The 19,005-nt window shown below is 53.5% G+C and carries 14 protein-coding genes; 3 read left to right on the forward strand and 11 right to left on the reverse strand.

All coding sequences use genetic code 11. The features are described from left to right. Positions 1-3: 3 nt before the first annotated feature. The 9 genes from AC0VXT_RS03890 to tldD all read right to left on the reverse strand — a co-directional run bounded on the left by AC0VXT_RS03890 (position 4) and on the right by tldD (position 13,258). Complete coding sequence (locus tag AC0VXT_RS03890) at positions 4-927, reverse strand: ABC transporter permease subunit (RefSeq protein ID WP_475547581.1); 924 nt, start codon at positions 925-927, stop codon at positions 4-6. Between the two features lie 12 nt (positions 928-939). Next, a complete protein-coding gene (locus tag AC0VXT_RS03895; RefSeq protein ID WP_412777082.1) occupies positions 940-1,950 on the reverse strand; it encodes an ABC transporter permease subunit in 1,011 nt (336 codons plus the stop codon). Between the two features lie 121 nt (positions 1,951-2,071). Beyond that, the gene (locus tag AC0VXT_RS03900) at positions 2,072-3,679 is read right to left on the reverse strand and encodes an ABC transporter substrate-binding protein (RefSeq protein WP_475547582.1); all 1,608 of its coding nucleotides are present in this window, start codon (positions 3,677-3,679) and stop codon (positions 2,072-2,074) included. 407 nt (positions 3,680-4,086) lie between these two features. Then, complete coding sequence (locus tag AC0VXT_RS03905) at positions 4,087-5,106, reverse strand: threonine aldolase family protein (RefSeq protein ID WP_475547583.1); 1,020 nt, start codon at positions 5,104-5,106, stop codon at positions 4,087-4,089. Between the two features lie 142 nt (positions 5,107-5,248). Beyond that, positions 5,249-6,271, reverse strand: a complete 1,023-nt coding sequence (locus tag AC0VXT_RS03910) for a threonine aldolase family protein (protein WP_475547584.1) — start codon at positions 6,269-6,271, stop codon at positions 5,249-5,251. Between the two features lie 100 nt (positions 6,272-6,371). Then, complete coding sequence (locus tag AC0VXT_RS03915) at positions 6,372-8,663, reverse strand: CHASE2 domain-containing protein (RefSeq protein ID WP_475547585.1); 2,292 nt, start codon at positions 8,661-8,663, stop codon at positions 6,372-6,374. 22 nt (positions 8,664-8,685) lie between these two features. Next, positions 8,686-10,098, reverse strand: coding sequence for a FecR family protein (locus AC0VXT_RS03920; RefSeq protein ID WP_475547586.1), 1,413 nt, complete (start codon positions 10,096-10,098; stop codon positions 8,686-8,688). A gap of 2 nt (positions 10,099-10,100) precedes the next feature. Continuing rightward, positions 10,101-11,510: a tetratricopeptide repeat protein gene (locus tag AC0VXT_RS03925; protein WP_475547587.1), complete on the reverse strand. Its 1,410-nt coding sequence runs from the start codon at positions 11,508-11,510 to the stop codon at positions 10,101-10,103. A 314-nt stretch (positions 11,511-11,824) separates the two neighbouring features. Further along, positions 11,825-13,258 carry a metalloprotease TldD gene (gene tldD, locus AC0VXT_RS03930; RefSeq protein WP_102785475.1) on the reverse strand — a complete coding sequence of 478 codons (1,434 nt, stop codon included), beginning with the start codon at positions 13,256-13,258 and terminating at the stop codon, positions 11,825-11,827. A gap of 223 nt (positions 13,259-13,481) precedes the next feature. On the opposite strand from tldD, the gene AC0VXT_RS03935 reads away from it, so the two are divergent. Then, complete coding sequence (locus tag AC0VXT_RS03935) at positions 13,482-14,750, forward strand: DUF3422 family protein (protein ID WP_475548561.1); 1,269 nt, start codon at positions 13,482-13,484, stop codon at positions 14,748-14,750. A 78-nt stretch (positions 14,751-14,828) separates the two neighbouring features. On the opposite strand, the gene AC0VXT_RS03940 is transcribed toward AC0VXT_RS03935, so the two are convergent. Further along, positions 14,829-15,896, reverse strand: a complete 1,068-nt coding sequence (locus AC0VXT_RS03940; RefSeq protein ID WP_475547588.1) for a COX15/CtaA family protein — start codon at positions 15,894-15,896, stop codon at positions 14,829-14,831. Positions 15,897-16,151: 255 nt separating this feature from the next. Here AC0VXT_RS03940 and AC0VXT_RS03945 point away from each other — a divergent pair, with 255 nt between their 5' ends. Next, the gene (locus AC0VXT_RS03945; RefSeq protein ID WP_475547589.1) at positions 16,152-16,712 is read left to right on the forward strand and encodes a precorrin-2 dehydrogenase/sirohydrochlorin ferrochelatase family protein; all 561 of its coding nucleotides are present in this window, start codon (positions 16,152-16,154) and stop codon (positions 16,710-16,712) included. Continuing rightward, positions 16,709-17,452, forward strand: a complete 744-nt coding sequence (locus tag AC0VXT_RS03950; protein WP_475547590.1) for a phosphoadenylyl-sulfate reductase — start codon at positions 16,709-16,711, stop codon at positions 17,450-17,452. Before AC0VXT_RS03945 ends, AC0VXT_RS03950 begins: the two co-directional genes overlap by 4 nt. Positions 17,453-17,506: 54 nt before the next feature. Here AC0VXT_RS03950 and AC0VXT_RS03955 read toward each other — a convergent pair whose 3' ends face one another. Then, on the reverse strand, positions 17,507-18,955 hold the full coding sequence (locus AC0VXT_RS03955) for a deoxyguanosinetriphosphate triphosphohydrolase (protein ID WP_475547591.1): 1,449 nt from the start codon (positions 18,953-18,955) through the stop codon (positions 17,507-17,509). Positions 18,956-19,005 lie beyond the last annotated feature (50 nt).

Raw genomic sequence — 19,005 nt, forward strand, 5'->3', positions numbered from 1 at the left:
AACTTACCGCTTCATTTTAGGATCAAGGGCATCGCGCAGACCATCACCCATCAGGTTGAAGGCAAGCACGGTGACGAGGATGCAAAGACCGGGGAAGGTGATCACCCACCAGGCGGAGCCAACAAATTCGCGGGCTTCGGCCAGCATGGTGCCCCATTCGGGCAGCGGCGGCTGCGCACCGAGACCCAGGAAGCCAAGGGCCGCAGCATCAAGAATGGCGCTGGAAATACCAAGTGTCCCCTGAACAATCAGCGGTGCCATGCAGTTGGGCAGGATGTTGATAAACATCTGGCGCATATGACCGGCACCGGCAATCTGGGACGCGATAACATATTCCTTGTTAAGCTCCGTCACCACCGATGCACGCGACAGGCGGACATAGTGGGGAAGCTGCACAATCGCGATGGCCAGCATGGCATTTTCAAGTCCCGGACCGAGGATGGCGACAATCGCCATCGCCATGATCAGGCTTGGGAGGGCCAGCATGGTATCCATCATGCGCATGATGGCGACTTCGATCCAGCCGCGGAAATACCCGGCGGTCACGCCAAGCATGATCCCGGCGACCATCGATATGATGACCACAAAAACGCCAATGGAAACTGAAAGCTGTGCCCCATGGATCAGGCGCGACAAAATATCGCGGCCCACCGCATCGGTGCCAAGGATATAGCGCGGATCGGCTCCTTCCATCCAGATTGGTGGTTTGAGGAACGCGGAGCGGTCCTGCATAATTGGATCATAGGGGGAGATAAAGGTCGCGAACGCGGCGACAAACAGGATGATCGCAATAACGATCAATCCGGCGTAAGCCCCGCGGTTTTTACGGAAATAGTTCCATGTTTCCATGAACGGGCTTGGTGGCTTGCTCATGGTGTCGTCTGCGGCATTTTGCGGCGCGGTCGACGGCGTGTTTTGACTTGTCATGTCCCGCGCTCCTTAACGTTTATGCCGGATACGGGGATTAATCACCCCATACATCAGATCAACAAACAGGTTCACCCCCATCACGACAAAGGCAATCATCAAAATGCCACCCTGAATGGTCGGGTAATCGCGACGGTTTAGTGCCTCGACAATCCATTTGCCAATGCCGGGCCACGAAAAGATGGTTTCGGTCAGGATCGCACCGGCAAACAGTACACCCACCTGAAGGCCAATGACCGTGATCACCGGGATCAGTGCATTACGCAGGGCATGAACCATGATGACGCGCATGGGGGTTAAGCCCTTGGCGCGTGCGACACGAATATATTCCTCGCCCAGAACTTCGAGCATTGATGACCGTGTCATACGTGCGATCACCGCCATGGGAATGGTTCCCAGTGCTATGGTCGGAAGGATCAAGTGGCTGAGCGCACTTGTAAACGCGCCTTTTTCGCCACTGAGCAAAGTATCGATCAGCATGAAGCCCGTAGTGGGTTCGATATAGTAAAAGACCGACAAACGTCCGGACACTGGAGTCCAGCCAAGGGTTGTCGAAAAGAACATGATCAGCAGCAATGCCCACCAGAAGATTGGCATCGAGTAGCCGGTTAACGACAAGCTCATCGTCAGATGGTCGAGCCATTTCCCCCTGTTTATTGCTGCTATTACCCCAAGAGGCAGGCCGATTATGACGGCAAATAATATGCCCATCACACTTAGCTCGATGGTTGCTGGGAACAGGGTTGCGAATTCCTCAATCACCGGGCGTTTGGTGACAAAGGATTTACCCAGATCGCCCTGCAATACGCCGCCGAGATAATTGAAATACTGAACCACAAGCGGCTTATCAAAGCCGAATTCCTTTTGCAGTTCGGCGTAACGTGCGGGATCAACGCCGCGTTCACCCGCCATCATCTGGATCGGGTCGCTCGGGATCAGGTGGATCATCAGAAACACCAGAATGGTAACGCCAAAGAAGGTGGGTATGACGTCACCCAAACGGCGTAAAAGGAAACCTAGCATGCCATCGGGCCTTTATTGCATCCACGCACAGGTAGGGTTGTGGGTGGATGTCTCTCTCTATTTTGCGGAATTGCAAAGAGGCCCGGAAGTCCGGGCCTCTTCGACAAGGTTTTGGTGCGTCTTATTCTTTGATGTCAACACCATAGAAGATGTGACCACCAAACGGATCAATCTTGTAGTCAACAACTTCGTTACGGATCGGTTCGAAAACGATCGAGTGTGCGATGGTTGCCCAAGGTGCTTCACGTTTGAAGACAACCTGAGCTTCTTCGTACAGACGGGTACGCTCAAGAACGTCCGCAGTGGTTTTTGCCTGCTGAATCAGGTTGTCGAACTCTTCGTTGCACCACTGTGCACGGTTTGAGCCGCCAACGGCATCACAGCCAAGCAGAACTGCCAGGAAGTTATCGGGATCGCCGTTATCGCCGGTCCAGCCGAGCATGAAGGTACCCTGTTCACCTTTTTTGGTGCGATCAAGGTATTCACCCCACTCGTAGGAAACGATTTCAGCTTCAACACCGATTTTTGCCCAGTCAGCCTGAACAAGCTCTGCCATACGGCGTGCGTTCGGGTTGTAAGGACGCTGAACTGGCATGGCCCAGATATCGGTTTTGAACCCGTCCGGATAACCTGCTTCTGCCAGCATGGCTTTGGCAGCTTCCGGATCATAGGGATCATCAACGGTATCATTGTTGTATGACCAGATCGTTGGCGGGATCGGGTTTTTCGCAGCCGAACCGGCACCCTGATAAACACCTTCGATGATGGCGTCTTTGTTGATCGCCATGGTCAGTGCTTTACGAACCTTCACATCGGTGAATGGTTCTTTCTGGGTGTTGTACCCAAGATAACCAACGTTCAGACCTTCCTGGCTGAGCAGGGTGATGTCTTTGTCCGCATCCATTGCCGTCAGGTCAGCCGGGTTCGGATAAGGCATGACATGGCATTCGCCAGCTTTCAGCTTCTGATAACGAACAGTGCTGTCAGGCGTAATGGCAAAGATTAGATTGTCGATTGCCGCTTTGCCTTCCCAGTATTCCGGGAATGCTTTGTAACGGATAACCGCATCTTTTTGATACTGAACAAGCTGGAAGGGACCTGTGCCAACCGGGTTCAAGTCAACATTTTCAGGCGTGCCTGCTTCCATCATCGCATCAGCATATTCACCCGACAGGACGGATGCAAAATCCATGGCCATATTGGCGATGAACGGGGCTTCCGGACGGTTCAGAACAAATTTGACGGTGTAATCATCAACTTTGACAATGTCTTTGACCAGGTCGGGCATCGACATGGCGTTGAAGTACTCGTACGAGCCGCCTGAAACACCATGGTACGGGTGATTTTTGTCAAACTGACGCATGAAGGTAAAGATCACGTCATCAGCATTGAAATCACGGGTCGGGGTGAAGGCATCGGTGGTATGGAACTTGACGCCTTTACGCAAATTAAAGGTGTATTCCTGACCATCAGCCGACACGTCCCAGCTGGTCGCAAGACCCGGAACGATGGTGGTGGTGCCGCGCTTGAACTGTACCAGACGGTTAAAGACCTGACGCGAGGAGGCGTCGAAGGTGGTGCCTGCGGTGTAAAGCGACGGGTTAAAGCCTTCCGGGCTACCTTCCGAGCAATATACCAAGGTTTTTGCCGAAGCAGCAGTCGGAGCAGCAAGTGCGGTCGCTGCAAGCAGACCTGCACCAATTGCCGCTTTGACGAAATTCGCTTTCATTAAATGCCTCCCTCAAGGCTGGCCCGAACACAATGGCACACACCACATGATCTTGTTGAAAGTCATGCTTGGCAGTGTGCGCATTGGAACGGACGGGGTTACCCGATCCAACAACACTCTATGTTGGTAATCGACGAGGGAAAATAATCAGGGTTTCTAGGTATCGTCAACGCTTGCTGCGTGGTTCTACGTAGATAAGGCAAGCCCCTTGAATGATGAATTTATGTCAAGTGTTTGTTATTTTTATGAAAATCACCCCCGCGTTTGCGTATGGGAGGTGTGCATTTTTTTCGGGGCTTAGGCGGGGAAACGCGAATATCACGTGTTGGAGATGTGGTTTTAAACGATTCATATCCCATTGAATTTCAATGATTCGTTTGAATAACGTCCCCCGCAAGCACCAGAAACTAACTTATGCGTGCATTAAGTTCTTGGACTTGCGCGATATCCGTGCTCCATGCCGCGACAAAACGATAAACAGTCGCACCAAGCGACGGCCACGGATGAAATTGAACACCAGCCGTAAGCAGTTTCTCGGCAAGATCGGTGTCAAGATTTACGAACAATTCATTGCCGTCTGACGGATGGGCAAGTGTGGCTCCGTGCTGGCACAGAATATCGGCAAGAACTGTTGCTGCATCATTCGCATGGCCCGCATTTTTCAGCCAAACATCGTTTTTGACATAAGCCAGAAGCTGGGTCGCAAGATACCGGTGTTTGGAATGCAAATGTCCGCTGCGTTTACGTGCCTGTTCAACGCGGGTTTTCAGGCTGGTGTCAAATAGCACAATCGCATCGACGGCCATCGCGCCGTTCTTGGTCGCGCCAAAGCTGATGGCATCAACGCCAGCTTTCCACGTGATGTCGGCGGGATGGCAACCTAGATGCGCAACCGCATTGGCAAAGCGTGCCCCATCCATAAACAGGCGCAAGCCGTGTTTTTTACAAACGTCACCAATTGCGCCGACTTCAGCCTGCGTATACACCGTTCCCAGTTCCGTTGCTTGGGTAATGGCAACACATTCTGGTGAAACAGAATGCACGCCGCGATTAACCTGCCCGGCGATAAACTGGTCAAGGGTGCTGGCTTCAAGCTTTGCCGTCGGCCCATCCATTGGCAGAAGCTTGGCCCCGCCGGTGAAAAAGGCAACGCCCGTGCTTTCATCTTCGTTGATGTGGGCTTCGTGATGGCAAATCACACCGCCATACGGCGATACAAGGGCGGATAAGCTGATGCAGTTTGCTGCGGTGCCCGTGGCAACGGGAATAACCGCGACGTCCTTGTCAAACAGGTCTGAGAAGGCCGCATCAAGTTGCTGGCTGATATCGTCGCCGCCATATGCCGGGGCGTTGCTTTTGCCCTCATGGCTGATGGCTTCAAGGACTTCGGGGCAAAAGGGCGATACGTTATCAGACGCAAAATTCATCGGTTTTCTCGCATGTATCTTGGTGGCTAAAGCGGATGGGGCCGTTTGTGTTTATGAACGACGTTATCACACGCAATCCTTGATGATGGCAATGGTCGCCACCATCCGTACAAGGCCGTCTGTGTTTTGAAAATGATCGCTGTTACCCGGCGATGGTTTTGGGAAGGGCCCTGATCACATCAATCGGGCTGTTCCAAGCGCAAACAAAACGATAGGCATCCGGGCCGATGGATGCCCACGGGCGAAACACCAGTCCGCTATCGCGCAGTTTGCCGGCAAGCTCGTCAGTCATATGTATAAACAGCTCATTGCCCTGTGGTGCGAAGGACGCCTTCGCACCAAGCGATTGCAGGCTGTCCATCAAGGTCATTGCCGCATCATTGGCATGGCGCGCATTGCGCAGCCAAAGGTCATCTTGCACATAGGCCAGAAGCTGTGCGGCAAGGTAACGGTGCTTGGAAAACAGATGCCCACCGCGCTTGCGGCTTTTTTCTGTATGACGGCGCAATTCCGGGTCAAACAGGATAATCGCATCCACCGCCAAAGCGCCGTTTTTGGTCGCCCCAAAACTCAACACATCGACCCCTGCCTTCCACGTGATATCGGCCGGATGACAGCCCAGATGGGCAACCGCGTTGGCAAACCGTGCACCATCCATGAACAGCCGCATGTCGTGTTGCTGACATACCGTGCCAATCGCATGGGTTTCATCGACAGTATAGACGGTGCCAAACTCTGTGGTCTGGGTAATGGCGACACATTCTGGATCAACCGAATGCATGCCATTGGGGCTGTGTGCGGTCAAATACGCATCAAGTGTCGCTGCCTCGATCTTGGCCAATGGTCCATCCATGCCAAGAAGCTTTGCACCCCCGCCATAAAAGGCAACACCGGTTGATTCCGTCATATTGATATGGGCGTGATGGTGGCAAACAATTCCACCAAACGGTGATACCAGACCAGAAAGACCGATGAGGTTTGCCGCCGTGCCGGTTGCGACGGGTACAACCGCGACTTCTGTGCCAAACAGGTCGGAAAAGACGGCATCAAGCTTTTGACTTTGCTCATCCGCGCCATAGGGCAGGGCGGCACTTTCACTTTCCGCTGCGATGGCAGACAGGATTTCGGGGCAGATCGGCGAAACATTGTCAGATGAGAAGTTCATCAAATCCTCTTTGTCGCTTTGGTGGCGGTGGTCTTCTGGTGGGGCTGGAATGGTTAGCCTTCAGCAGAGTGTTGTGATTTCGACCACATGGCAAGAGGCACTATTTGCTGATCGCAACAAAAACACCGCTCCAGTCGGTGGGCGGCGGTGTTGCGCGGAAGAGGCGGATCCGTTCTTCATAAAGATCATAAAGTCCGTCGAGCGGCCCAGAGTTGTCAGCGGTGCGCGATATTTCACGGCATTGACCAAGCAAGGCCGCGGCGGCGTCCCAATTCTGGGCGCGATATGCGCTTATCATGTTTTGATGTGCGTTACGGTGCAAGGCAAACCCATCCGAGTTTCGCAAGCGTGCATCGCCCAACAGCGCATGGATATGGACCGCTTCACTTTTGCCTTTTACCGCAATCAGATCAAGTTCGAGAATGGCAAAATCGTCTTCAACACGTTTCGCGATAGCTTCGCCCAGAACGATATCAACGCCATAATTTTTCGACTGTCCCTCAAGACGCGATGCCAGATTTACCGCATCCCCCAGAACCGAATAATCAAACCGCTGATCAGACCCCATGTTGCCAACAAGACAGTCTCCGCAATTTATCCCAATCCCCACATTTAGCGGCATAAACGGGCTGTTTTCATTTGTGGCTTCGGTTTGGCGTTCGGTATTGAGTTCGTCAAGTGCGCGGCGCATGGCAAGCGCGCTTTGACAGGCTTGATGAGCATGGTTTTTGACATCAAGTGGCGCATTCCAGAATGCCATGATGCAGTCGCCCATATATTTATCAATCGTACCTTCACGTCGAAGGATGCAGTCGGTAAGTGGGGTCAGAAGCCGATTGATAAGGCGGGTTAAGCCTTGCGGATTGGATTTGAACCCCTCGGAAATCGCGGTAAATCCGCGCACATCACAAAATATCAATGTCATGTCACGGGTTTCCCCGCCAAGTTTCAACCGATCAGGGTGACGGGCAAGCTGTTCGACCAGAGCCGGGGACAGATAGTTGGCAAAGGCAGACCTGACTTGTCGGCGTTCGCCCTCGGTACGCATAAAGCCGATCAAGCTGGTCGCAAGATACACCGCCAAAAGACTGATCAGTGGATAGGCCGGATCAATCAGCAACAATTGGCTGTCATAGGCCCACCAGGAAAAGGTGATTGCGCCAAGGGCTAAGCTGCCGCCAATGACCGCTGGCCAAATTGCACCCAGACGTGGAACGGCCAGAACAAAAAATAGACCGAGTATCAATAAGGCAATGGTTTCGGCCTCTGCCGCCCAATAGGGGCGGATCAGAAAATGTTCAAGGATCATTTGTTCAAGCATCTCGGCATGAACTTCCACACCGGGTAAAACCCGGTCAAGCGGCGTGGACCGCAAATCAAGAAGCCCCGCCGCACTTGTTCCGATCAGAACAACTTTGTTTTGCAGACTGCCGCTGGGTAGCGCGTCATTCATAACGTCGGCTGCGGAAATATACCGATCCGTCTGATGGCCGGTGAAATGTACCCACATGTGTCCGGCATGATCGGTCGGGATTGTGATGTTGCCAACCCGGATGGCCTCAATCCCCTGTGATTGTGTCCAGCGTTCGCTGCCACTTGCGCCTGACATCCGCACATTCATGGTGCGCGGTGCATCTTGCAGCACACGCAACATTTCCATCGATAGTGTGGGATATACCGGCATGCCAATGGCGGGAAGCTCATGATCAAGGGCGGCGAGCAATGGCACCCGGCGGACAATGCCATCCTGTTCGGGCGATACATTGACCAATGCATTGCCACTGGCGGCGTCCTCAATCGCTTCAAGGTTTTTGGCCGCCCCGGGCAGCACCGGAATAAAATCGGAAAGTGTGCGTCCGGCCTCGCCAGCAACGCTGAAATTGCCGATCTGGCGCGGCAACTCATCGATTTTCTTGGTGGTCAGCTGGATGGCGGTAACCACCTGTCCCGTGCCACGAATGAACTGGGCAAACAGCGCATCATGATCGGGAAGGTTATCGGCCAGAGCCTTGATTTTATCGGTGTCCGGACCCGATGGCCAGTCGTTGACAACACGGACGGGGGATGTTCGGTCCGGTTCGGCAAACACAATGTCAAACCCGACAACCTGCGCACCAGCTGACCGCAAACGGTATAGAAGCCCAGCCAGCCGTGTGCGTGGCCACGGCCATTGACCAAGTTCCTCAAGGCTGCGCTCGTCAATATCGACAATTCGCACCCCGACATCTTCGTAAGTCCGTGGTGAAATACGCTGATAGGTATCAAAAACGCTCAGGCGCAACTGATCCACAAACGGAACATCCTGCCACCGCAAAAAGATACAGGTCAGCAGGACGGCCAAGGGGATCAAATAATGTAGTCCGGTCAGAAGGTGCGATTTACTCAGACGCATGTATCTGGATGCTTTAACACGATCAGTTCAATGTGCCTGAGGATGCATTACCATTGGGCACATTCGTCGTTTTCACATTGAAATCAACATTTGTGGCATCGGTGAATGTCGCGGATGGGTTACAATTCATCGTGTTGCAAGCACCATTGTAACTGAAATCGTTATTGTCAAATGCCACGTTTCCAGTAGATCCAGTGTAATCAATATTGCTAAATGATGCTTGTCCGCCCGTGCCGACACCGTCATTAATATTAGTAAATGACACGCTTACTTGCCGGTTTGCATAGTCAATAGTGCTGGCAAAAGTGTATGAAATCCCACCGCCACTTACAGCCAGGTTACCAGTTGTTGCCGTGCCGCTCGTAACCATACGTAGCCCATCATACGTAAACGGACTGTCGGCATCATCGGTACCATCTGAGCTATTGACGCTTTCAATATTGTTTAGGATTTCCGTCGTTTCATCTTTTGTCGAAGATGGGCCGGTAGAACTGGCTTGTGCCATCGCAACATCAAGGGTCCCGGCCATGGTCGAACCCGTCTGGGTGTTAGCCTGACTGGCTTGTCCCGATGTCAGGGTTGGCTGCTGGTTCCCTGTGGTGGCGCTCGATGTTTCGGCACCGTCGGTCGTGGTCCGGCGTAATGCCGTGCGCACAATATTGGCCGAAAAATCATAGGTCGCTACACCAAGCGGAAAGCGCGCCGGTTCGGTTACAACCGAGTTGCTGACAAAGACGCCGAAATTCTCACCGGTGATGTTTTCGCTGTTGCCGGTCTGATCGGATACGGCAAAGGCGCCGGGGCGCGATGTGGTGTCATTGCGCGACAGGCCGGGGCCTTGGTTAACTGCCATGAAAATCTGCTGATTGGCGCCATCCCGACTGGATGTATCAAATGTGCCGGGCATAATTTCATTGGCTTGCTCGGCGGAGACCGAGCGGATCAAGCCAATGGTGCCACGAATACCGATGGAGCCAACCGGGAGGTTGATGTTCATGCTGGCCGGATTGTTGAGTGGGATTTTACCTGTGACAAAGCGCATCACTCCGCGCGCCATGTCGGCCACAATGCGGCCATCGCCGGTTACCGGGTCATAGACAAATTCATCAATTGCAATGTCGCTGTTCGGGCCAATGGTAAAAACCGTCTCGTCCAGCAGCAGGATCTGCATCCCGGCATTGGGCGATGTGGTAATGCGATCCCCAAGATAAACTGGCATGCCACTTTCAACCAACGTGCCGATTTCGCCCGCCGATTTCGCGAGGATAACTTCCCCGGTCACCGCCGCAGAAACACCGGCCATTTCGGCGTTAAGGTCGGCTTTTGCCGGTGCTGTTAGTGACATGCAGAGCGCAAGGGCACTACCAAATGCAAAGGTTTTCATCCATCGCGCAAAGTGACGGTTGGGACGGGTGGCGGTTACATGGTCTAGCATTCCTAGAACTCCCATCGCCGGGTCAGGTATATCTGCGCCCGGGCATTGTGATATTCGTAATTGGGAATGTTTGATTTTGTGTTCAGATATTCACCCGTGATGGACCAATTGATCGGTGCCAAAAAGCTGTATACCTGATCTGCCGCTTTGCTATCCCCAAACAAATCAGACGGCAGCAATTGCGAAAGTGGTGCGCCATAGGTCAACCGTGTCCGTGTGCTGCGATCCGTTCGGTGTTGCGGCGAATTGCCGGTCACCAGAAAATCCGGGCCGCGATAACGATCAATACCATGGCGGATACTTCCGCTTATGTAACTTCCCCCGCCAAATAGATAAGCATGGATTAGCTCGCCGCTCAAGCTGTCATAACTATAATAGTTGCGGGCAGCGTCTTTTTCACCCGCAAAAAGATTAACCGTAGTGCGGTTATTGGGTGTCCACGTGTAGTTACCGCCAAGTCGTGCGCCATAGCGTTGCCCGGAATGCAGACGCAGTGCGCTGGACTCAGAGGTGTTTTGATAGCGTTCGTCAGAATAGCTGATATCACCGTTCAAATTAAAGAACGGGCGCGGGTTCCAATCAAGGCGCAGTCGCCCCGTGCGCGATGTCAGGTACTTTTCCTTGGAAAGCGATTGTGCGGTTTGGTTGACCGACGGTGTCAAAACCCAATATCCGCCGCGAATACGCGCCCCGGCATCAACCGAAAACGATCCAAGGTCAAGGGAGTCCAGTTGCACCTGATCACTGGCATAGCCGGTCATACTGGCAAAGAGTTCATGACCTTCCTGATAGCCAAGGTCGTAGCTCAGATCATAGCGCAAAGCCCCGATATAGGCGATGTCATTGGTTGGTTTGTCCGAACTTGACGTGATTTGAGTCAATGTTCCGGTTACCAGCTGTTCCTTGTCTGATGCGGCGGCATTTCGGTTGCTGTCGATCTGACTGCCCAGTGTCAGGGTAACGGCCTGCCGCAGGCGTTTGCGACGGCGTTCAATGGCTGAGATATACCGATCAATATCGGCAGCAACTTCTGGCGATACGTTCATCCCCCTTAGGCGATCAAACTGCGCACGTGCTTCATCAAGACTATCAAGGCGATACAGAACAATCGCGTAATACAAACGCACCGGCGCAAGGTCGGGATCAAGAACCAGAATACGTTCAAGGGTTGCCGATGCGCCGCGCACATCACCGCGTCCAAGTTGTGCCTTGGCCCAGCGGAAATTCAAAACAATGTTATCAGGATTGGCCAGAATGTCGCCATAGGTGATGTCGCCGCCATCATCGGTTTTAAGCAAACGGTTCGCCCGTTCGGTAACATCGGTAAGCCGGTCAAAATCAGCGGAAAACTGACGTGCTTCGTCGGTGCGCACATCAACGCCTTGTTGCGCATTGGCACCGGTTGTCCCCATTACCAAGACCCCGAGCACAGCCAATAATGCTGTGCCGTGCCGCGATCGGCTTGTCTTCAAGTCATCCCCCAAAATCTCGCAGATTTTTCCGGTCTCCCAACCGGTCGAATGCAAGGTGCTCAGGTGTCGAAACCCGGCAGACTGCATCCGAAATCTTTTTGAATCTACTTTAGACAGATTATGAGGTACGGGCGCATGATGTAAGCCATGCGCCCGATGGGTGTCCTCGTGATGATCAGCATAGTATCACCATACAATAGGATAAGTTATCTGTATGAAAACAGGTCATTCCCCTGTGCGGGAGGGGAGGCGGGTTATACCGCCGTTCCGCCCACGGTCAGGCCGTCAATGCGCAGGGTCGGTTGGCCGACACCCACAGGAACGCCCTGTCCATCCTTTCCGCATGTCCCGATGCCATTATCAAGTTTCATGTCGTTGCCAACCATGGAGACCTTGGTCAGGCTGTCGGGGCCATTACCAATCAGGGTCGCACCCTTGACCGGCGCGCCAAGTTTGCCATTTTCGATCAAGTAGGCTTCTGAGGCGGAAAACACGAATTTACCCGAGGTGATATCAACCTGCCCGCCGGCAAAATTGACGGCATAGATACCGTTTTTGACCGATGCCAGTATTTCAGCAGGGTCTTTGTCACCGCCCAGCATATAGGTGTTGGTCATGCGCGGCATCGGGGCATGGGCATAGGATTGACGCCGACCATTGCCGGTGGACTTTACCCCGGTCAAACGCGCATTCAGGCGGTCCTGCATGAACCCTTTAAGGATACCGTCTTCGATCAAAACGGTTTGCTGGGTCGGGGTGCCTTCATCATCAATCGAAAGCGACCCACGCCGATCATTGATGGTACCGTCATCGACAACGGTAACGCCGGGGGATGCAATGCGCTGACCCAACAGACCGGCAAAGGCCGATGTGCCTTTACGATTGAAATCGCCTTCAAGCCCGTGACCGATGGCTTCATGCAGCAAAATCCCCGGCCAACCCGGACCGAGCACCACAGTCATTTCACCTGCCGGTGCGGCGACGGAGTCCAGATTCACAACGGCCTGACGCAGCGCCTCGTCGACGGCAGATTTCCAGGTTTTCTCGTCAAAGAAACCGTCATAGCCAATCCGCCCGCCTTCACCGTGGGAGCCCGATTCCATCCGGTCGCCCTGTTTGACGACAACCGACACGTTGAACCGAACCAATGGGCGAATATCGCCAATGCGCTGCCCGCCAGAACGCCAGATTTGCACCGCCTGCCAATTGCCTGAAATCGATGCGGATACTTGGGCTACGCGCGGATCACGTGATCGGGCATAGGCATCAATCTGTGCCAGAAGGTCAACTTTGGCTTCAAACGTTGCCTCGCCCAGCGGGTTCACATCCGAATAAAGCGATATATTGGTACCAATCGATCCAAGATCGACTTTGCCGGAACGCCCTTGTCCAACCGCCTTAACGGTCTCGGCAGCCCGGGCAACCGCATCGTTCGAGAGTTCGTTGGAGTGCGAAAACGCGGTGGCTTCGTCGGCAACAGCGCGCAGGCCAAACCCCTGTGCAGTATCAAAATTGGCACTGCGCAGGCGGCCATCATCCCAGACCAGACTTTCAGACTGGCGGTATTCCAAAAACAGTTCCCCGTCTTCTGCGGCGCCGAGCGCGTCATTGACCTGATTTTCAAGCCGTTCGCGATCAAGATCACCTTTGGCGAAAAACAGATTGTCGGTGGTGCGAAGATCGGTCATGAAACCTCCTTGGGGGCCGTCAAAGCGTTGGCCGGGCAAATGATTTTCCCCATATGATGAAAGCACTTGTGACAGTATTTTCCCTTATGCTTTCTGGGGTTTCTGTCACCTTGGACTTTCGTCTATACAGGGTGTGTCGGTTTGCGGTTCAAAACGACGTTTCAAAACCGCAGTCCGAACGTTTTATATAGACCGCAATGGCCAATTATGAAAGCCCGTGGCAATGTTTGTTGAACATCCCCAGCGTGTCGCACTCCATAATGAAATCCATGCCCGCCCGTTTGGTGGGGTTTCAAGCCCGGCGCGATGTTCTTGCATTGCGTTTCACGCGGGCGAAGACCTTGACGATGACGTACGCGATCACTTCCTGTCTTTTTGCCGCCGATACAGCCTGACACCCCCGGCGGCCGACCAGAAATATTACGAAGCTGCCTGTGACGGTTTCACCGTCATTTGGGAACGTCATGCGGAATTCACGGTCTATGTCTTTAAAAGGTCCGCCGAGTTTGACGATCCGTTCGAAGACTCGGTGATTAATTTGATCCCACAGGATTGGTTGTCAGCGACACCCGGACAGTTGATTGTTGGCCTGCACATCGCGGTTGAGAAAACCGGGCGTAACGACGAAGAAATTTCACGCCTGTTTGATCATAACGGCCTGACCGGCAGCCGTGTTTTGGGTGGCACGGCAAAGGTCTGGACGGACTTTCGCCTGCATGGCGATGGATTTGGCCGCATTCTGATCCGTGATCAGGGGATGGAACAGCTTCAAACCGGGCGTTTGGTTCAACGTCTCAAGGAAATCGAAGTCTATCGCATGATGGCGTTGCTGGCCTTTCCATTGGCCCATTGTGCAACCCCCAAGGTTTCCGAGATTGACACCCGGCTGTCAGACATCACCGCTGAAATGGCCAGCAAGACACAAACCAATGACGAAGAAACGCTGTCGAAACTGACCGACCTTGCCGCCCAGACCGAAGAAATGGCGGCATCGCTCAATTACCGTTTCAGTGCGGCGCGCGCTTACTACCGTATAGTTCAGGCCCGCCTGATCGAACTTCGCGAAGAACGGGTCGAAGGCCTGCAAACCATCACCGAGTTCATGGAGCGCCGCTTGGCGCCCGCCATGCGGACCTGCCAAAATATCGGGGATCGGTTGGAGGTTTTGTCGAAACGTGTGGCACGCGCCAATAACCTGCTGCGTACCCGCGTTGATATCCTGCTGGAAGCCCAAAACCGAGATCTGCTGGCCAGCATGGACCGCCGGGTCAAATTGCAGCTCCGCCTGCAACAAACCGTCGAAGGCTTGTCTGTTGCCGCTATTACATATTATGCGGTGGGTCTGCTGGGCTATTTGTTTAAGGCACTTAAGGATGCGGGCGTTCCAATCAATGATCGGATGGCGACCGGGTTGGCGGTGCCGGTGGTATTGGCTGCGATCTGGATTTCGATGCGTCGGATTAGAAAGGCACTGCACCGCGCCGATACCTAAATCGGTATGAGGGGTGTACGGTAAACAAGGGCAGCCCGCGGGCTGCCCTTTTGCGATGTTGCAATTTTTATGGTTTTTTCAGTTTGCGCGGCGCAGCTTGTAGGCTGCATAGGTTGCGGTTCCGACGAGTACTACCGCACCAGCCTGATGCGCGACGCCAAGCGGCAACCAGACAATGGACAGCAGGGTCGAAATGCCAAGTGCCACCTGAAGGCAGGCTGCGGCCAAGACCAGATGTGTTGCAAAGCGTTGATTAGATGTCAGGTCCCATTTTCCGGCCCGCCACCAGAATACCAGCACCAGAACAAAGGTCAGTTTGGCCAGCCAGCGGTGATCCCATTGCACGGTCATATGGTCTTCAAACGGGGCCAGCCACGTTGGATCAAACACATAAAGGCCGTCCGGGATCAGTTGCCCATCCATCAGCGGGAAGGTGTTAAAGGCATATCCGGCATCCAGCCCGGCAACAAAGCCACCCGAAAGGGCTGTAAAGAGAATCAGACACAGCAATTGCCAGCCACGTTTTGATCCGTTTGTGCCAACGGGGCGCGGGGCGTACTGATTAAGTCCAACCCACAAAAGAGCGATGAAAATCACCAACGCCAATCCGAAATGGGCGGTCAAACGATACTGGCTGACATCGGGGCGGTCCACCAGGCCGCTCATCACCATGTACCAGCCCATCAGGCCTTGAAGCCCGCCAAGGATGAAAAGTCCCCACAGTTTCCACTTGGTTGCACCGTCGATGGAGCGTTTGGCAAGGAACCAGACGAATGGGATGAAGAACACAATGCCAATCAAACGGCCCCAAAGCCGGTGAATGAATTCCAGCCAGAAGATGTTTTTGAAATCATCCACGGACATCCAGGCGTTTACTTTCTGAAATTCCGGGTATTGGCTGTATTTGGCATAAAGCGCAGCCCAGTCCGCGTCGTTTAATGGCGGGATGATCCCGGTAAATGGTCGCCACTCAACAATTGAAAGTCCCGACTCCGTAAGGCGTGTTAGCCCGCCAATCACCACCATGATGAACACAAGTGCGGCACAGGAAAACAGCCAGATGGCGACATTCTTATGGGCGACTGTATCAGGGGCCGGATTTTGAAGGACCTTACCTGACAAGGTGGAGGGGGCACTATTGGGCATTTGGTGGTTCTCTCGTCATTCAGTGCGCGCTGGCACGCTTGCTGGCGGAATTTGGCCCAATATAGGGTGGTTTTCCAAAAAATGCATGAAAAGCTGTACGGATATCTCAATGCCTCCAGATCACTCAGGCCTATGTTAAATAAACACATTATATAGTGTTGTATAAATTAAAAACACATAAAAAATGTATTGAATTTTTTAATCTCCACACTCATTGTCAGCGTTAACCAATAGAAACCCTTTAGAGGATCGACGATGTTTCCCATCAATCTGGACCTGACGCGGCTTTCGGTCGCATTGGTCGGCAACGGTCAGCCCACGCTGAACCGTTTGCAACAGCTTGACGGTGATGGGGCGAAATACGTCACCGTCTATTCTGAAGACCCGATACCTGAACTGGCCCGACAGGCTGGTGACCGGCTGCATCGTTATTTGCCAAATTCGGCAGATGTCAATGCGGCGTCCATTATGTTTATTATCGACCTTGGCGAAGAAAAGTCCGCCGAGTTGGCCGCCATTGCCAAGGCGGTCGGCACGATTGCCAATGTCGAAGACGTCAAGGAATACTGTGATTTTTTCTCGCCAGCGCGCGTTCAGCGTGGTGACCTGATGATCACGATTTCTACCAACGGTCATAGCCCAAGACTTGCAGGACGTATACGACGTGCGATAGATAAGTGGCTGGAACCAAACTGGTCAGATCGGCTTACTGCGCTTTCTGCCGAACGAGAAAAGTGGAAAGCCAATGGTGCAAATATGCAGCAGCTGCTTGAAAAGACAGATGAATATATTGATCGTCGTGGATGGTTGCCATGAATGTATTGCGTGAAGAAGACATCCTGACTGGCGGCTCCATGTCTCTTGAAGAGGCCACGGATCGTGTTGCATCTTTGATGAGCCGCTATGGTAATTTGCAGGGTGCTGCTCTGATCGAGCCGATGGTACATGAAGAATTCAACGGCAAGATCACCATGACCTCGTCTTTCGGTACAGAAGCTGCCGCCTTGCTGGCCTTGGTGGCTGAGGTCGATGCCAATCTGCCGGTCATTTTCCTTGATACGCGCAAATTGTTTGGTGAAACCCATACATATCGCGAAAAACTGGTCGATCAGCTTGGCCTGACCAACATCCGTATCATGCACCCGGACGAGCAAAAGCTCAAAGCCGACGATCCCGACGGGATGCTGTTTGCCTCTGACGTGGCGAAATGCTGCTATTTGCGCAAAGTCGAGCCGCTTCAACGTGCGCTTGAGGGCTATGACGCATGGATGACCGGGCGCAAGCGTTTCCATGGTGGGGAACGCGACGCGCTTCCCGCAATCGAGGCCGCGGGCACCCGGATCAAGATCAATCCGTTGGCAGGCTATAAGCCCGAAGATATCGATGATATTTTCGAACACCGCGCCCTGCCGCGCCATCCCCTTCAGGCCGAAGGTTTCCTGTCCATTGGCTGCATGCCCTGCACCGATCGGGTCGATCCGGGCACAACCGATGTCCGTGCCGGGCGTTGGGCCGGGCAGGACAAAACCGAATGCGGCATTCATTACATCATTTGATGGCGCAAAAGACCCAAATAAAAACCCGGCCAAATCAGGCCGGGTTTTTTATGCTCAAATCGTAATGCCCTGCAGCTTTCGAAACAGCGTCACCGCATAGCGGTCCGTCATGCCCGAAATGTAATCCATCACCCGCATCAGGCGGCTATAAAGGTCGGGCGCGTCTGAAATCTTGCCAGACAGCAGCTTGTCAATCCGGTCAGCCTGCGGCGGCAGGCGCTTGCCGTGATTGATATGCTCGTCAATATCGATGGTGGCCCGGACAAAGCTGTTGAGCAGGCCATTAATCACCTCAAACCCGGCCATCTCAATCGGCAGGACATGCGGCGCGTTATAAATCTTTTCGACCGCGAGTTTTTTACACGCCTTGGCATCAACGCCAAGTGGAGTGTTGGCCAGAAGGTCCCCTTCAATCGTGCCAGTCAAAAGCGCGTCTTCATTGGCGATAAAGGCATCAACTGCGGCCTTGACCAGATTGCCAATCGCCTTGCCGCGCAAGAACCCGATGCGGTCATTTTCCGATTTTTCGGTGTACCAGCTTTCCGTGCGCAAATCGGTCCAGCGTTGATTGGCATCCCCATCATATTTATCAGGATGGCGCGCAATCGGGGCCAGGGCCCGTTCGACTTCCTCAAACGTCACACAGCCCAATTCCCAGCCATCTTCAAGATCAACCACGGAATAACAAATATCATCGGCCGCCTCGACCAGGTAAACCAGCGGATGACGGCGCCATGCCCCATCAAACCCGTCCAGCGGGGACATGCCACACACCTTGGCAATGGCAGACGCAATATCGCGTTCGGCCTGATAATAACCCGGTTTTTTAAGGCCGGTATATTCGCGGCGGCGACTGTCTGGCACCGATGTGCTGCGTGGGTATTTGATAAAACTGCCCAGCGTCCCGTAGGTCAGGTTCAACCCCCCGTCAAACCGCTTCATCTCAAGCTGGCTGATAATCCGCAACCCTTGGGCATTGCCCTCAAAATGGCGGAGGTCCTCAAGTTCGGGACCCGACAAACGTGATGTCAGTTCATCCTTGGCAAGGCGTGATGTGGTGAACCATTCATTGATGGCGTCTTCGCCGGAATGACCAAAGGGGGGATTTCCAATATCGTGCGCCAAACACGCCGCCTGCACCATATAGCCGATATCGGCCACGGTTGTTTCACTATCATCGGGCAACTGTTTTACAATATGCGCACCGGCCATTAGGCCCAGTGATTGTCCGACCGACCCGACCTCAATCGTGTGGGTCAGGCGGGTATGAACATGGTCATTTTCCGACAGCGGATGGACCTGCGTCTTGTTTTGCAAACGCCGGAACGAAGATGAGAAAATCACCCGGTCGACATCAATCTGAAACGGGCTTCTGCCATCAGGCGTTGGATAAGGCGCACCCTCGGGCAGGCGTATTTTGCCATCCCGAAATTCCAGCCGATGTGATGAAAGAAGATTTTCCCAGCGCATTTTGTCACCGGGGGCTTGCGACGCCAATGTCATGGCGGTGCGACTCCCTGTCCGTATCAAACCAATGTTCTTGCGGGTGACTT

This window comes from Thalassospira sp. Z349TD_5 (genome assembly GCF_056173045.1).

Excerpts from the sequence above, each read along its gene's own strand:
- AC0VXT_RS03890 (WP_475547581.1), bottom strand. The coding sequence starts at position 927 with ATGACAAGTCAAAACACGCCGTCGACCGCGCCGCAAAATGCCGCAGAC.
- AC0VXT_RS03895 (WP_412777082.1), bottom strand. The coding sequence starts at position 1,950 with ATGCTAGGTTTCCTTTTACGCCGTTTGGGTGACGTCATACCCACCTTC.
- AC0VXT_RS03900 (WP_475547582.1), bottom strand. The coding sequence starts at position 3,679 with ATGAAAGCGAATTTCGTCAAAGCGGCAATTGGTGCAGGTCTGCTTGCA.
- AC0VXT_RS03905 (WP_475547583.1), bottom strand. The coding sequence starts at position 5,106 with ATGAATTTTGCGTCTGATAACGTATCGCCCTTTTGCCCCGAAGTCCTT.
- AC0VXT_RS03910 (WP_475547584.1), bottom strand. The coding sequence starts at position 6,271 with ATGAACTTCTCATCTGACAATGTTTCGCCGATCTGCCCCGAAATCCTG.
- AC0VXT_RS03915 (WP_475547585.1), bottom strand. The coding sequence starts at position 8,663 with ATGCGTCTGAGTAAATCGCACCTTCTGACCGGACTACATTATTTGATC.
- AC0VXT_RS03920 (WP_475547586.1), bottom strand. The coding sequence starts at position 10,098 with ATGCTAGACCATGTAACCGCCACCCGTCCCAACCGTCACTTTGCGCGA.
- AC0VXT_RS03925 (WP_475547587.1), bottom strand. The coding sequence starts at position 11,510 with ATGGGGACAACCGGTGCCAATGCGCAACAAGGCGTTGATGTGCGCACC.
- tldD (WP_102785475.1), bottom strand. The coding sequence starts at position 13,258 with ATGACCGATCTTCGCACCACCGACAATCTGTTTTTCGCCAAAGGTGAT.
- AC0VXT_RS03935 (WP_475548561.1), top strand. The coding sequence starts at position 13,482 with ATGTTTGTTGAACATCCCCAGCGTGTCGCACTCCATAATGAAATCCAT.
- AC0VXT_RS03940 (WP_475547588.1), bottom strand. The coding sequence starts at position 15,896 with ATGCCCAATAGTGCCCCCTCCACCTTGTCAGGTAAGGTCCTTCAAAAT.
- AC0VXT_RS03945 (WP_475547589.1), top strand. The coding sequence starts at position 16,152 with ATGTTTCCCATCAATCTGGACCTGACGCGGCTTTCGGTCGCATTGGTC.
- AC0VXT_RS03950 (WP_475547590.1), top strand. The coding sequence starts at position 16,709 with ATGAATGTATTGCGTGAAGAAGACATCCTGACTGGCGGCTCCATGTCT.
- AC0VXT_RS03955 (WP_475547591.1), bottom strand. The coding sequence starts at position 18,955 with ATGACATTGGCGTCGCAAGCCCCCGGTGACAAAATGCGCTGGGAAAAT.